The sequence below is a fragment of the Paenibacillus sp. KN14-4R genome (assembly GCF_052180255.1).
GTDB lineage: Bacteria > Bacillota > Bacilli > Paenibacillales > NBRC-103111 > Paenibacillus_AM.
Window position 1 is genome coordinate 1387869 of the sequence record NZ_CP197466.1, and the last position, 15580, is coordinate 1403448.

Below are 15580 nucleotides of genomic sequence, written 5' to 3' on the forward strand. Positions count from 1 at the left end.
AGATTGGATAAAGATATAATAGTCAATTGTTACGCAAACGGGAAACGCTAGTTAAATAGATTAAAACCTTCCATAAAAAGAAAAACTAGATTTACTAGCACTTATGGGAGGTTTTTTTATGATTTTAAGTGAGTTATGGCGACTGTACGAAGCTGATAAACGTATCCAGGGATTTAGTTCGAGTACATTGAAAGCCTACGCTCTGCAGCTCAAGATGCTACTAAGAGAACTAGGAGACCTGGATATTACTGAAGTTACACTTAACTTGTTGAAGGAATACTTAGCAAAGCAGTCAAGTCGGTTGAAACCTAGCAGTTTAGGACATCGTATCCGTTTTGTTCGTTCTCTATTTCGATTTGCCTATGAAGAAACATACTTAACCTCAAATCCAGCTTTGAAGTTACGCGAACCTAAAATGGACAAGCGTATTCCTAAGTTTTTGATCGAGGAAGATGTCATTCACTTGAAAATCTCTTGCCAGTCCCTGAGGGAAAGGGCACTTCTGGAGTTTCTCTACAGTACCGGCTGCCGGGTTGGAGAGGTGGAGAAGTTAAACATTGAAGACCTGAACTGGGAGAACTGCTCCGCTATTGTAAATGGCAAGGGGTCAAAACAGAGAGAGGTATACTTTACAACCGAGTGTAAAGTGTGGATGAAGAAGTATCTCGCGAGCCGTGAGGATTCCTGTAAGGCCTTATTTGCAACCGATACACATCCGACAAGACGAATGGCTATTCCGACGATTAGGTGGACATTAAAACGGCTTGCTAATCGGGGAGAGATCGAAGCAAATGTATACCCGCATCGCTTTCGTCATACCTATGCGTGTCAGCTTCTTGATAACGGAGCACCATTAGATTTCATTCAAGGTATGTTGGGGCATGAAAAAGCATCAACCACTCAAATTTATGCCCAGCTGCGTGGGGAACGCCGACGAGAACTTTACCGTCGGTTTTTTTAGCTTTTCCGTAATATTACGAGATGAAATGCTCCTAAGTAAAATGTTACTCAACTAAAGGGCAGTTATCTTGAGCAAGTTCTTGACTAAGGTGACGGGAAAGAGTAATATTTAACCAATATCCGTAAATCAATGATGGAACAAAAGTAAATCATTAAACTCTTCACAGGAAAGGGTTTCATGACTGAGAAAACCCTAGAGTACTGATTGAAAATGCCAGTTCCAGAGTATGGCTAATACCCATCGGTTTGACCCGTTATAGTCAATTAAGGTGGCTGTGTGAAAATACAGCAACCTGGGTGGTACCGCGATTAATATCGTCCCAGAGCATTTGGCTTTGGGGCGTTTTTTATTTTGGGAGGAGTCTATATGATATTAGAAAAAGTTATAAAAAGAATTGTAATACAAAGTGAATATAAGGATTTTGTTGATAAGTATATAGATAATATACTTACCGAATTTATAGGTAAGATTCATAGCATTTATATGTGTGGCTCGATTCCAAAAGGAACTGCTAAACCTTTTAAGTCAGATGCAGACTTTACTATTGTATGTGTAAATCCCAAAGATATTGATTACGAAAGATTGTCAAATATTAAAGACAGGCTTTTGGGAGAATATCCAGTATTAACTAAGATTGATACGACAATTTGCTCGATTGACGATGTATTAAGTAAACCAAATGATTGGGGTTTTTGGGTAAAGATAATTTGTGTTTGCATATATGGTCATGACGTTGGTGAAAAAGTACCACCGATAATTATTTCTCCAGAGTTCATTTTAGACTTAAATACAGAGACCAAGAAGGAAGTAGATCGTAGACATAGTTTACTTTCTAATGCTAGTGATAACACAATGAAGAATAGATATATTAAAGGTTACTCTAAGAGATTAATTCGTGCATTATACTCTTTGGTTTTAGAAGATACAGGTGTATGGCAAGATGACATTATTATGATGAAGAATGCCATATTAAACTATTGTGAGATTGACTCCGCTTTAGTTGATTATCTGTATGCTTGTTACTTGGATAGTAATAATGTACTTGTTGAAGAGTTTCTGGGAATTGCAGATGAAGTATATAGCTATTTTGAGAACGCGTTAAATGCAATGGCTGCTTCCAGAACTTCCTTCGACTAACACCATATTGACGCTTCGGGTCACTCTGAGAAGCGAGTGACCACATCCAGCCCCCTAAGCCCGTCGGGACGTCACTGCATTAGGTGTTCGGCAAGCCTCACAACTATAAGCAGCGACTCTAATTAAAACATAAGACTATTGAGCTCCCTCGGTATGATTTAATTTCCTCACGCAAGCTCGTCTATTCGCAGGATTTAACCCTTTATGTTTCGATGATGAATGAAAGATAGCGAGATATATTAGGACGTGTCGTTAAAAAGGCATGCGGGAACAGAGGTGGAGTTTAATCACCTAATTCATTCCAAATGATGCGCGTATTCTCCACGATGCCCCTAGCGATTTTCACTCCCATGTCTCAACGGGTCAAGCGCCCTATCATTCCTTCGTCACATCTAACTAAGGGGTGGAGTTCGGTCTTTCTAACGGAACGGGTCAGAGCCCTTTTGCGTAATGTATCCCGATACTCCGCGCTTTCTTTGTCTCCTGCGAATACGCCAACTTGCATGAGATAAGGTTTATTTCTAGGCTGCCAGTACAAAGATTTTATTTGGGTTGTAGACTTCATCACTACGAACCATTCCAACTAACAATCTGGCCAGCTTACCGCATAACTTCATGATAGATTTCATCTTTTTAAGCTTTTTTACTTGAACGTTATAGTGGTGTAAAGCTTTAAACTCTTGGTTACTCATGACCATGCACATCGTGATTAAATAGAGAAAGTGACGCAGGCGTGGACGCCCTCGTTTACTGATCGTCATTTGTCCCTTCCATTTACCCGAACTTGCTTCCGTCAAATTAAGGCCTGCGTGTCGGAGTAGGGCATTCCCGTGCGCGTAATCTCTAAGATCTCCAGACTCTCCTAAAACACCGGCTAAAGCAATTGAACTTATACCTGTAATGGCTAGAATTTTTCCTGAATAGGGGATACGTTCAACAACGTCTTTGGCTTCTTTTTCGATCCTCTGCAGCTGTTTAGTTGCTAAGTCATGCTCCTCAAGAAGCTGCTCTAAATGGAGTTTGTAAGCGTGTGAAGCCTGTTTGGAACCAACGGTTTGCTTGGCAAGATCGATGAGTAGATGAGCTCTACGCACACCAGAATGACGTTTCATGGATTTCTGCTATCCTTTAATGACATCTTCAGGACTTAGTTTACATAGGTCAGCTGGGAGCGGAAAATGCCGAAGGGTTAACAATGCACCCTTGCAAGTTAAGATCTTAAAGACTTGCCTCAGTTCAGGGAAGACAATGTCGACCCAGCGGTGGATCTGATTAACCGCACTTACAAGCCTTTTAACGACGGTTTCTCGGTTAGCCATCAGCACTCGGAGTTCCTCGTACTCAGAAGAATGGAAACGGACGGGGGAATAGTAGCCGTTTTTCACCATGTCGGCAATTACTAAAGCATCTTTTCTGTCGCTTTTAGAACGTGTATTATCGCGGTTTTCTTTATTCTTTTTAACTAGGTGAGGATTCACAAGTACGGCTTCAATGGCTTTGTTTTTGAGCCATCCGGCAAGATTGAGCCAGTAATGACCGGTCGGTTCCATGCCAACGATTATTTGAGATAGCTTATATGAAACTAACAAGTCGTGAATCCAACACTCGAGGGATTTGAAACCATCTTCGTCATTACTGAACTCTAAAGGATTACCGAGAGCGACACCACGGAAGTTAACGGCTCTAGCGACATGAGCCTCTTGAGCAATGTCTACACCAACAACAATATGATGAACGGTAATATTTTCAATGAGTTGATTTTGCTTATCTTGTGATTTAAACTTCATAGTAGAGCGTCCTCCTGGATGATGGAATTAAAGGGCTTTTGACCCGTAGCGTACTTCCATCGTACAGAGGCGCTCCTTTTTTTACATAGCTGAAATTTATCCATCTACAGGAATCTAACGGGAAACGTTAGTTGAATGACACCAGCGGTAGTCTAAGACTTTATTTTTCAAGTCTTGGTCCGCCGCTGTTCTTTTAATTGGATTAGTCTAAAACTTATTTTTCAAAATCTGACGATTTTTCAATTCAAAAACAGAGTCATATCAACGATTCCAGTCTAATTCTTTATTTTCATAGGACAAATAGGATTATATAGGGTTTTTATGTTCTGTAAGAGGCACGAACAACATTGTGGGTGAGGATGGACAAGACTTAGTTGGTAGCAAGCTTATCCGTGAAAAGGGTAACTTATCAGCTTCTGGCCTTTGAATACTGTATGCTTTTAACATAGCCTATATATATGGCATCCTTATGAAGACGAACGCCTAGCTCAGGACCTTGGTAGAACCGATTTTGCTCCAGTTAACGATGAATTAATTTACATCTAATAACTGATTATACTACTGTTTGATTTTCATAAGCACTCTTTACGTGTATTTACTAAGGAAAAGATGATTTACAAATCTATATTTATAATCTAAGCTTTATCGTTGTTCGGAATTTATGATAAAAATCATCATGTTCTTTTATCTTAATGTTTGCATTTCTCGTGTAATGTGATTGTGTGTAATTCAAGGTTGATTGGAGCTTCTCATGTCCAAGTAACTCCATTAAGGTTAACAAATCAATACCTGCATCTCTCATGTGTGTTGCAAAGGAATGACGGATGCTATGGATTCGCATTGGAGGCAGAATGGCCATGTTTAAGAATCGCTTGAATAGCTTATCTACATCAGACCTGGTTATCGGTGAAGTCTTTGCTTCTCTGGGAAAAAGATAATCTATCACCTGAAGATTATTTGTGGTTTGATACTCACGTAGTACTGCTCCAAATCCCTTCCGGAGTACCACGACACGCTGAATCTTGTTTTTGGTCTTTAGTAATAAAATCATTTCATCATCGTAATTGATGTCAGAAATCTTTAAATTAAGGATCTCTGAAATACGACATCCAGTTGAAAAAAGTAAAGAAAATAAAAGAGTATCACGAATCAAATTATCGCTGTGTGAAATTAAACTTTGAAGAAATCGAAGTAATTCGTGTCGACTCATTATCCGGATTTCATTTGCTATTGGACTGTAATCGCTGAGTTTGAATTTCATAAGAGGTACAATATTAGGGAAATGACGGTTGTTAGTCAAAAAACGGAAGAAGCTTTTCACAGCATGGGTTGCAGAAGATAATTTTGAAAAACTGTTATTAATTTGTGTCATTAGATAGTGGTCGATAACGACTGCATCTATTGGTTTGTATGCTATGACTTTGTCCCCATGCTTAATTGTATATATTCGATCCAAGTAAACTTCTCCTGGAGGACACCTAAGTTCAGTAGCCAAAAAGTCACAAAAGCTAGTCAGAGATTTTATATATTTATTAAATCTATCCTTAGATAACTTACAAATTTTTTTGTAGTTATTTATCTCTTCATGAAAATTAATCATCTAGCTTCTCTCCAATACCCATAACTTGCTCTACTAACTTCTCAAGAGGAAATGGATAACGTTGTACCGCATTCCTTAAGTCTGCAGGACGGCGTTTAGTATAGATTCTTGTCGTCTCTATACTGTTGTGACCTAGTATTTCCTGAAGATCATATATTGCCATTCCGGCAGTCAAAGCATTGTATGCAAAGGTATGGCGTAAACTGTGAACTGTAAACAGTCCATCAATGTTTAGTTTTTTATATATTCCTGTGATCATATGCTGAATATTCCTTATCATAATCGGTTCACGGCTTTCGTAACATCTTTTTGAAAAAAGATAGGATTGATCACTTATGTCCCATTCAGACACCCCACTTCTCGCTAAGTAGTCCATAATAACCTTTTTTATTTGGGGATACATTGGAATGTAACGTTCTTTTTGCCCCTTACCTTTCCGAATAAAAATAAGGTTTTCATTGATCTGGAAATCACATATTCTCATACTCGCTACTTCACTGACCCTACATCCTGTACCCAACATAAAATAGATCATAGCAAAATTTAGAAACGGCCATGATGTTCTCTTTGATTCTTTTAATAAGCTAGGCACTAGCTCGTCAGGCAGATATCGAGGAAGGATTTCACCATTCATTTTGTCTATTTTGTTACGTAAATCTTCGCTAATATACTTCCGAGTGAGAGCATATTCCATTAGATTTCTTATAATGGCCCGATAAGTATTATAAGTTCTACCGGACAATTTATCTCCTTTTAACGGCTTACACGAGTTTGTGAACTCGATGAATAGTTCTTCCGTGATTTCAGCCATTTTATACTTTGCTTCTTTTGATAATATAAATCTACCAAATCTTCGAAGTATCGTGATGTAATATTTAATGGTCAATTGAGATTTGGATGTATTCAACTCAATAGTTTTAATATATTCTTCGATAACAAATAAAATGGTCTTTTCGTCCCGTATTACTTTCTTACCTTCTACAAGTTCGAGGAAATCACGGATATCAATCTTATAAAGATCACAGATGTCTTCAGGTGTTATTTCAACTTGATATTCGAACTCCATATTACACCTCATCCAACTGATTTAAAGGATTGTGGGGGAGTGAGCGAGTTAGCATCCTTTGAACACTTCTATGAATGTACCATTCAGTAGAGCGGCGATGTTTATGTCCCATTGATTCAGATACTTGATCGAAATCATTTGAATTATCCAGAGCATTTGTTGCATAGGTGTGTCTTAGAGCTTTTCCACTAAATCGTATTTCACCAAAGACTTGCTTATTTTTTTCACTGAACAATGAAGTTATCGTACTAGACGATATTGGTTCTCCTGAAGATTTAACAAAAAAAACATCGTTGTATGTTGGGTATAAGGGGCGGCATGTACTAAGATACTCTTGCAGCATATTCGTCAAATCTTTGCTCATTTTCAGGGTTCTTGTTCTAGATTTAACTGAGCGAAGGGTTATAAGTCTTTCGGTAAATCTAATATCGTCCAGACGAATACTTGCCACTTCAATTGGACGACAACCTAATTCCATAATTAACAAGAAGATGCTTATATTTCTGAGTTTTAGTTTTGATCTACACTTTTCGATTGACTCTAATAAGACGAGTACTTCCTCCAGGTTTACATATTCATTTGATCTTTTGGCTTGAGCACGCAGTGACTGATGAATTATGTACCTAAGGTGATTTACTTTAAGAACCGATAACATGTCCAAAAATAATTTCATCGAATATAACATTCGATTTACGCTGCTTCTTTGAATTTGCTCAAGATATATCCGGTCAACTAGATGCTCTTCATAGTTAGTTACCATTGCAATTGTGATCTTTTTGCAATCTTGGATAGATTGTAGAGTGGATAAACTAGGGAAATTGCGTGAAAGGTAGCCAATAAATTTGCCAACGTGATAAATGTGATGCGTAAGCGAGGTTTTGGTGTATTTTTTTGAGTAGTAGTTTTCAAATTCTAATATAACCTTCGGGTATTCGGAACGACATCGGTTATGAATTCTTTTTTTGTTACGTGTTCTAATATGTTTTTCAAATGCAAGTAACATCTTATTTGTAATTTCACGATCAGAACAAGCATGCTCAATTATCGTTTTGAGTGTAGTGAAGTTTACTTTCTTTTTTTCTAGAGTTGACTCATGAAGGCGTTCAGGTTTCATTTTTAATTTGGGAATCATCTACAATCACCTCTGATTCTATTATTTTAATTTTACTAGATTTTTATACTAGCGTAGTATAAAATGGATATATTACGTAACACATTAATTTTCTCTGCCACTACTTATTTGGCAGAGAGGGGGAAGCTTTATAGGATGGATTTTTGGATTATTTTTACAAATTTATCCAAAAATTACGCAAAATTTCTTTTTTGCGTAAAAAACTTTACTGTGATAAAGCTAAAATAAAAAGATGTAATTGTTACTAGGCGGTTAATTGATGGCTACTTATGAAGCCCTTTATTTGTCATGTGTACTTTCGACATATAAAATGGACTTTTTTTGTGGTCATTTTTACGTAAAGTCGGCCTAATTAATGATTCATAATAGGAATGAAGATAGGCAATCTTTCTCAATAGAGAAAGCTTGCCTTTTTTTGTTGGTCATTTATTTTTGGTGTAGCAGTACACATTTTAGCCAGAGGTACTTTTTAATATCTCTAAAAACCATTGGATGGTTTAACTAATAAATTACAGCAGTTAGAATGACGGTTGAACTTAATAAAAAAACGATTTTTAACCTAAATAGGGTTTATTAATGAAGTATCGATTTCTTTTATCCATAATAAAGATTGGTGATAACAGTGGGGAATTTCGAATATGAGCGATTTGGGAACATGGTGGAACGTTTTATAAATCCAATTAACCATGTTGTAGAAGATGGATCTAAGGATAGTTTTATTGAGGATTTTGATGATATCAATAATAATATTAAACGCGCTTTTTTCTTTCGATTTCCGAAGAAACTTGATGAAGTTTTTCTAAAGTTGGATATGGTAAATAGAATTAAAATCGGTAAATTAATGAGCGGATTAAGTAACCAGGATATAATATATAACTATGAATCATTAGGTGGATCGAAAAGTGGAGGAATGTTAGGGAAAATTCTCAATTATGGGAATTTAGATTCCAATAATAATCTAACCCTCATTCCAACAAAGTTAATGACTGCAATTATTACAGAAATACCAGCTCAATATATAATTAGCGATAATATTATTGCGCGCCAAAATGATTTATTTGAGTACACAGCTTTAAAAGTACCGGTAATCGATGTCTCGCAGTTAAGTAATGTTGTAAAGAAATCTATTGACAATGCTAGAGGTAAGTTCGAACTCAATACTAAGATACGGAAAGTTATTGATGTAATGATGATTAATGAGTCAAACAGTCGAGCTCATTTAATAATTCACCATTATAAAAGTTTCTTTGAACTTCGATTTATTTTCGATGTTGTCCAAAAAAACACTCAAAAAATTATTAACAGCATTTATGGGCTAAGGTTGGATAGTTACTATTATTCACCGATGATTCTACAAAATGATAAAATAAAGATTTGTATTATTGGGACTCACAAAGAAAAAATAACAAGTAACTTGAAGCAGTATAAAAAAGAAATAGAATCACTTACATCGATATATTTAATTCAATGAACCGTTAAATGGTTTTCGCATATAAAAGTAATATAGTGAGGAAAACCTTCTGATAACAATTATCAGGAGGTTTTTTAATGATAAAAAAAATTAAGGATGATGAATCGAATCAAAGGAAACGAGCTCTAGAAATGATTGAAAAATGGATAAAAGTAGAAAAAACAAGACTTGATAACGAGAATGAACGAGTCACTATCAAAATGAATGAATCTGATAACTAATTGAATGGCTGTATGGGAACGAAGTGATTAAACCCATTCCGAAGAGAAAAAACATCATACGCTTCAATTTATGGACTAGGTCAAGCAGCAGTTTGAATACGCATATGTTGAGGTGGTTTGATGGATAAAGTTGAGGTGTTTGATTATATATCTTTGATCAAGCCTGACTGTGATGATGCAAGTGCTGCTGTTATGTCTGACGAAACTCTTGAAGCTAAGTGGCGAGTCATTGACTATATTTTGAAGAAAATTATTTTAAAAACCGACTGAATTTAATCAGACGGTTTATTTTTTTAAATTAAGGAAATGCTATAGTTACAGGAACAAGCGTTCCTATTTAAGGGATGTATCTAGATTGTCGATCAAAACTAATTTAGGTACCATCTGTACGAAAGCAATTATCGTAAATGAAGACATTTACAGTTGTTCTACAGCAATAAGGGAGCAATGTTTACTGGGGCATTTCAAGTTTCTTGGGAGGGTGACTATTGATGATGAGGTATATTTTTATCGAACAACTTAATGGAGGTTTTTCTCCAATAAGGCATGGGTTACCTATCATGTCTATCTACGAAACCGGAAAATTTAGAGAAACATTTAAAGATCTACATTGATCACATGGTGAGGCTAAAAGATGCCTACAGGAATTGGAATAGGAAATCATAAATACTAATTCCCTAAATGAAAGGAGCAACTTATTTATGTATACGGCCGTATATGCACGTGTTTCCACTGGTATGCAAGCTATGGAAGGAACAAGCTTAGACGGCCAAGTTGAACTTTGCATAAAAAAAGCAAAAGAAATGCATGTCTACGAGAATGATCTAAAGATCTATAAAGAAGAAGGATTTAGCGGTGAAGATATTGAACGCCCATCTATGAATCTACTAAGACAGGATATTGCTTCTGGTCTGGTAAATCAAATTATTATCACGCATCCTGACCGGCTATCTCGTGATCTGACAGATAAACTATTTGTTTGCCGAGAATTTGAATCAAGGAATGTAAATTTGATTTTTGTAGATACGGAATACAAGAATACCCCAGAAGGACAACTTTTTTTCAATCTCATCAGTGTAATAGCTCAATATGAATTGTCTCTGATTAAAAAAAGAACTGTTCGAGGGCGCTTAAAAGCCGTAGAAAAAGATAACAAAGTGATGCCTATGAGGGTGCCTCCTTATGGATATAATTGGACCGCTGGGCAACTAGAAATCAATGACCATGAAGCTGCTTTCGTGAAATTAATTTATCAATGGTATGTGTATGATCATTTAACCATAAGAGAAATAGGTACTAAATTGATTGATCTAGGTGCTACACCAAAGCGTGCTGAAAGTAAAAACTGGAGTGCCAGCTCTATTCAGAAGATTTTGAAGTCAGATGTTTATATAGGGAGATTTTATTACAACAGGAGAAAAACACAAAAAATAAAAGGGGAAAGAACAAAAAAAGGAGCACCTAAGAAAACGTATGGTTACCGTGATGAAAAAGACTGGATACTTGTTACAGTACCTTCAATTATAGATGAGCATATCTTTAAGCTTGCACAAGATCAGCGGTCCAAAAACAAGAAACTGTCTGGAAATATGAAATATGAATATCTGCTTAAATCATTACTGAGATGCGGTTTATGTGGAAGGAAATGGGAAGCAACCACTTATTCCGGTCGTGTTAATAAAATAACGGGAATACGTGAGAAATATAAATGCTATCGTTGTCCAAACATAAACCCTAGAATGTATGGACCAACAGTAACAAGTTGTCCGAGTCGTTCAATCAGAGCAGAGTTAGTAGACGAATACGTATGGGGACTTATTATGGAAACGATCTCTGATCCTCACGAGTATGTGAAGCGGATTGAGTTGAAGTCGGAATCTGTGGTTCAAGAACTAGAAAAAGTCGCGGAGTCTATAAAAAAACAGCTAACTCTTAAGGAGAAGGAAAAAGAAAAAATTAAAATCATGTTTAAACGGGAGCTGATTAACGAGCAAGAAATGGATTCTGATTTTAGAATTATTAAGGGTGAGATTGAAGAATTAATGAAGCAGGAGAAAGAATATATGAGTCAAATTAAATCGCTGAATGAAAAACTAACTATGGATGAAAAAAACAATGCAATTCTCCAAAGTATTTGCAGCTTCATTCAGCACGAGGGGAATGAACTGGATTTTGACGGGAAACGTTATGTTGTTGAGACACTCATAAGTGAGTTGCTATTAAGATGTGAGGATTCAAGAATTCAAGTTACTGCAATTGGTTATTTAGATGAGCTTCGTTCCAATGTGGGGTTTGAGAAAAGTACAAAGATACCAATCATTATTGGAGAACTAGAGAGAAATAAGTGATTGAGAATTGCAGCGGTTTGACCTAATGTATCATGGGGGATATTTCTATGACAAAGACAATAAAGTAGTCGCGAGGAAAGATCGAATATGCTGATGTGTAACTGTAACTGTAACTGTAACTGTAACTGTAACTGTAACTGTTACACTCATAACTGAACTACACTTGATAATAATTTCCGTGAAAAGCCGTTCTTTACTCCGAGGGGTATTGAACGGCTTTTTGTACTCTTGCAGCGGGGAAAACATCTAGGTAAGAGAGCTAAAGCGTGAGCGGATGTATAGATTTAATCGGTGGGTGGACATAACCTAAGTCTTTTAGATCGATTAGGTATCTCTAGAACCAATAAAGAACGAATGGCGAGTTTCTGATAGGAAGGTATTTGACGTAAAGCCTTGTTTTGCACTAAATTTTATTCTCTTTTGAAATTATCCGAAAGCATCGGCAAACTCCTCAATGGGAAGCACCCATGAGGAGTTCTTAATATGTTCCTGTATATAATGCAAAGTAAGCTCGAGAAGTAAGATAATGTTGTAGTGGTGGTTCGATTTAATGAGTATGATAATAATTTTGAGGGTTTAAGCGTTCCTCATTTATTTAATTAATGTGTTGATTTTGCTTACTCCACACATGTGGAGTGGGGAAATAAATTTGCGAAGTGACATCAGGTTGTGTCCACATCGTCAAGAAATTCGACAACACTGGAGAAGACCTTGAAGATTTGATCTCCATTGGAACGATTGGACTCATCAAAGCAATCGAGAGCTTTCAAACAGGAAAAGGGACGAAGCTCGCAACTTTCGCAGCGCGTTGTATTGAGAATGAGATCCTAATGCACTTGCGATCCCTCAAAAAGACACGAAAAGACGTTTCCCTTCACGATCCGATAGGAACCGACAAAGAAGGCAACGAAATCACGCTTATTGATATCCTGGGGACTGAAGCTGATGATGTTGTGGATAAGGTTCAACTCAAAATTGAGAAAAGTAAAATTTACCGTAACCTGGATATTCTTGATGCTAGGGAGCAGGAAGTGATCAAAGGTCGTTTTGGCTTGGAGCACGGCGGAGACGAGCGAACGCAGCGGGAAATCGCCAAGGAGTTAGGCATTTCGCGCTCATATGTCTCGCGGATTGAGAAGCGAGCACTAATGAAGCTGTATCATGAGTTTTATAAGGCGAAGCGTTGAGGGATAAAATTCAGAATACAAAGTAAAGTGTTGGAAAAGTTTTTATAATTCTTATCATAAGGCTAAATCTGCAATTGTTAGTTTCATATACAACTGTTTGTATTATGATTAATAATTGACTCACTGATAAAACACAAAACAGCCAATAGGATCGAGTACCCGTTGTCTCGTTCTTATTGGCTATTTCATTACACGCGTATACGTTATTCGTAGAAAATACTAAAGGAGATTGGTGAGAAACTTTACGCCATTTATATTGCTTTCGTATTTCCTCAACTTCATCTGGATAAATATCCCGTAATGCCAGAGAAATATCAGGAATCTTTCGGGTAATACAAAGAAGTCGATTTTGCTGATGTGTGCGTTTATTAACGCATGTTTAACTTCGTCATAACACTCTCTTATTTCTATCATGTAATTTAATGGTAGAATATAAAATGAGGGTACCCATTATAGGAGGGCTGTTATGAATCTGCGTCGAAAGATTCTAATTATTGAAGATGATCAGGATATTTCCCGAATTATCAAAGATTACATAGAGAAGAACGGTTATGAGGTATATATCGCCAATGATGGTAATGAGGCTTGGCAATCCATAGAGTCGCTGAAACCCGATTTCATTATACTTGATATCATGCTTCCTGATATAGATGGCATTGATCTGTGCCGCCAGATTCGAGAAAAGAATAATGTACCTATTCTTATTTTGAGCGCTCGTGGCAGCGATACGGATAAGGTGCTTGGTCTCGGATTTGGAGCAGATGATTATATGACAAAACCATTTTCACTCAGTGAGCTGCTGGCAAGGGTGAAATCGAACCTACGAAGAGTGGAAAGCATGATTAATAATCCGGTGGCAATGCTGCCTGAACTGGAGGATGTCCTTCGGTTCGGCAAAATTACCATTGATCGAAAAGGATACAAGGTGATGAAAGAAGGGAGAGAAATTTCACTATCCGTGAAAGAGCTTGAGCTGTTATTCTACCTATCCAAACACAAAAATCAGGTTTTTTCGAAAATTCAGCTTCTGGATGCGGTTTGGGGATATACATCTTATGGGGATGAGAGCACGATTACCGTGTACATTCGCAGATTACGAGAGAAGCTGGAAGAAGATCCGTCCTATCCTACATATATTAAGACCGTCTGGGGGATCGGTTATAAATTCAGCTACGATGAATGATTACAGAATAGGAGAAACCTATGTATTTAAATGTTTGGATTAAAAAATGGCTTCTCACGGTCTTAACATGTTTTCTTGTTTTGTTTGGATGTACAACTTTTCTCTTCTGGAATCATGTGGATAGAGAACGGGAAGCAGAATCCGAGGCGGTTATTAATCAAGTACGGCTGCATGTCAATGAGATGCTGTTGTTTTTAGAAAAAAATCATGTTGTGATTAAGGATGATCTTGAACTTCAAGCGACACTGCATGCAATGGCAGAGGATTCTGAAGCAGAGGTGGTCTATGCAGACCTCACTGGACAAATCCTGTTTAATTCCTCTGGTGATTTAACCCTCTCCCGGATCAATCCAAGCATGGATCTGCACTATGATCTTTATCAAGCAAAAGTATCTGATCATCGTTACCAAATCGCATTCCCTGTAGTGGATGAGTTAACTCAGGCGCAGGTGGGCAATGCCATTTTTACAGTACCTGCAAGTTTAGTTTTTGCCAGAGAAACGAATCTGTACGCCGTTTCCCCTTTTATCACCATTGCATTATTGCTGGTGATTCTGGGAATACTCATGATTCTGATTCAAAGAAAAATAAAAAGAGACATTATGAGGCCCATTCATCATTTGAAGGATATCTCTGAAGCGATTCTTAAAGGAGACTATGAGCAAAAATCTACATATAAAAACATGGACGAAATTGGTGAGGTTTATGCGATGTTTGATCAGATGAGGATGGAAATTATGCATCACAGCCTTCGAAGGGGTGAGCAGGAGCAAGCACAGAAGGAACTGATATCGAATATTTCCCATGAATTGAAAACCCCTCTGACAACGTTAAAAGCGTATATTGAAGCTATTCGGGAGGGGAGCTGTTCCAATATGCAGGAAGTAATGGAATACGTGGAGGTTATGCACAACAGTACCGAAAAAATGACTCGATTAACAGAAGATCTGCTGCTTCATGCCCTAAAAGAGCTTGGTCAGATTTCCGTGACGCTGACAGAGCAATACAGCAAGGATGTTTTTGAAAAAATATTGCGTCCGATCGGTCATTATGTTCGCACCACCGGTGTTCATTTCATTGAACCCGCAGAAATTCCTAATGTACTGATTCGTTTGGACGCGCAGCGGATGGAGCAGGTTATTTCCAATCTTATTTCTAACGCTCTGAAGCATACCTCAGCGGGTGATACCATCCAGATTAATATTGAGCTGGAGCAAGGCCAACTAAAAATCACGATTGCGGATACGGGAAATGGAATACTTCCTCAGGATATGCCTTTTGTTTTTGACCGTTATTTCAAAGGAAAATCCAATGAAGGTGCAGGGAGAAAGGGAACGGGCCTTGGATTGTCCATCTGTAAATATATTATCGAAGCACATGAGGGTACAATATCATTCAACAGCAGGCAAGGGAAAGGGACGGTGTTTTATTGCTTCATTCCATTAGGCTAATCAGAGAAATGAGCCTAAATTTCATCCTGTAATATT

12 protein-coding genes, 1 pseudogene and 1 other annotated feature are annotated in these 15580 nt (G+C 37.3%); of the genes and pseudogenes, 9 read left to right on the forward strand and 4 right to left on the reverse strand.

All coding sequences use genetic code 11. The features are described 5' to 3' along the window. The first annotated feature begins 118 nt into the window (after positions 1-118). Together ACSBOP_RS06530 and ACSBOP_RS06535 are read left to right on the forward strand one after the other, a co-directional pair. Positions 119-961 carry a tyrosine-type recombinase/integrase gene (locus tag ACSBOP_RS06530; protein ID WP_442603623.1) on the forward strand — a complete coding sequence of 281 codons (843 nt, stop codon included), beginning with the start codon at positions 119-121 and terminating at the stop codon, positions 959-961. Positions 962-1081: 120 nt separating this feature from the next. After that, positions 1082-1286, forward strand: a binding site (T-box leader). Positions 1287-1327: 41 nt separating this feature from the next. Next, positions 1328-2098 (forward strand): nucleotidyltransferase, encoded by a 771-nt coding sequence (locus tag ACSBOP_RS06535; RefSeq protein ID WP_442603624.1) that lies wholly within the window; start codon positions 1328-1330, stop codon positions 2096-2098. A gap of 521 nt (positions 2099-2619) precedes the next feature. On the opposite strand, the pseudogene ACSBOP_RS06540 reads toward ACSBOP_RS06535, so the two are convergent. The 4 genes and pseudogenes from ACSBOP_RS06540 to ACSBOP_RS06555 form a co-directional block, all read right to left on the reverse strand. Beyond that, positions 2620-3885 (reverse strand): annotated as a pseudogene (locus ACSBOP_RS06540) (IS110 family transposase). 628 nt (positions 3886-4513) lie between these two features. Continuing rightward, a complete protein-coding gene (locus ACSBOP_RS06545; RefSeq protein ID WP_442603625.1) occupies positions 4514-5485 on the reverse strand; it encodes a tyrosine-type recombinase/integrase in 972 nt (323 codons plus the stop codon). Beyond that, complete coding sequence (locus ACSBOP_RS06550) at positions 5478-6551, reverse strand: tyrosine-type recombinase/integrase (protein ID WP_442603626.1); 1074 nt, start codon at positions 6549-6551, stop codon at positions 5478-5480. Before ACSBOP_RS06550 ends, ACSBOP_RS06545 begins: the two co-directional genes overlap by 8 nt. Position 6552: 1 nt before the next feature. Next, complete coding sequence (locus ACSBOP_RS06555; protein WP_442603627.1) at positions 6553-7683, reverse strand: tyrosine-type recombinase/integrase; 1131 nt, start codon at positions 7681-7683, stop codon at positions 6553-6555. A 655-nt stretch (positions 7684-8338) separates the two neighbouring features. Here ACSBOP_RS06555 and ACSBOP_RS06560 point away from each other — a divergent pair. The 7 genes from ACSBOP_RS06560 (at position 8339) to ACSBOP_RS06590 (ending at position 15544) form a co-directional block, all read left to right on the forward strand. Beyond that, positions 8339-9154 carry a hypothetical protein gene (locus ACSBOP_RS06560; protein WP_442603628.1) on the forward strand — a complete coding sequence of 272 codons (816 nt, stop codon included), beginning with the start codon at positions 8339-8341 and terminating at the stop codon, positions 9152-9154. Positions 9155-9231: 77 nt separating this feature from the next. Beyond that, complete coding sequence (locus ACSBOP_RS06565) at positions 9232-9375, forward strand: hypothetical protein (RefSeq protein WP_442603629.1); 144 nt, start codon at positions 9232-9234, stop codon at positions 9373-9375. Between the two features lie 120 nt (positions 9376-9495). After that, positions 9496-9645 (forward strand): hypothetical protein, encoded by a 150-nt coding sequence (locus tag ACSBOP_RS06570; protein WP_442603630.1) that lies wholly within the window; start codon positions 9496-9498, stop codon positions 9643-9645. 431 nt (positions 9646-10076) lie between these two features. Further along, positions 10077-11723, forward strand: coding sequence for a recombinase family protein (locus ACSBOP_RS06575; RefSeq protein ID WP_442603631.1), 1647 nt, complete (start codon positions 10077-10079; stop codon positions 11721-11723). Between the two features lie 647 nt (positions 11724-12370). Further along, entirely contained in the window at positions 12371-12910 is a 540-nt protein-coding gene (gene sigK / locus ACSBOP_RS06580; RefSeq protein ID WP_442604400.1) for an RNA polymerase sporulation sigma factor SigK, read from the forward strand. A 466-nt stretch (positions 12911-13376) separates the two neighbouring features. Continuing rightward, a complete protein-coding gene (locus ACSBOP_RS06585) occupies positions 13377-14093 on the forward strand; it encodes a response regulator (protein ID WP_442603632.1) in 717 nt (238 codons plus the stop codon). A gap of 20 nt (positions 14094-14113) precedes the next feature. Continuing rightward, entirely contained in the window at positions 14114-15544 is a 1431-nt protein-coding gene (locus tag ACSBOP_RS06590) for a sensor histidine kinase (RefSeq protein WP_442603633.1), read from the forward strand. Positions 15545-15580: the final 36 nt, after the last annotated feature.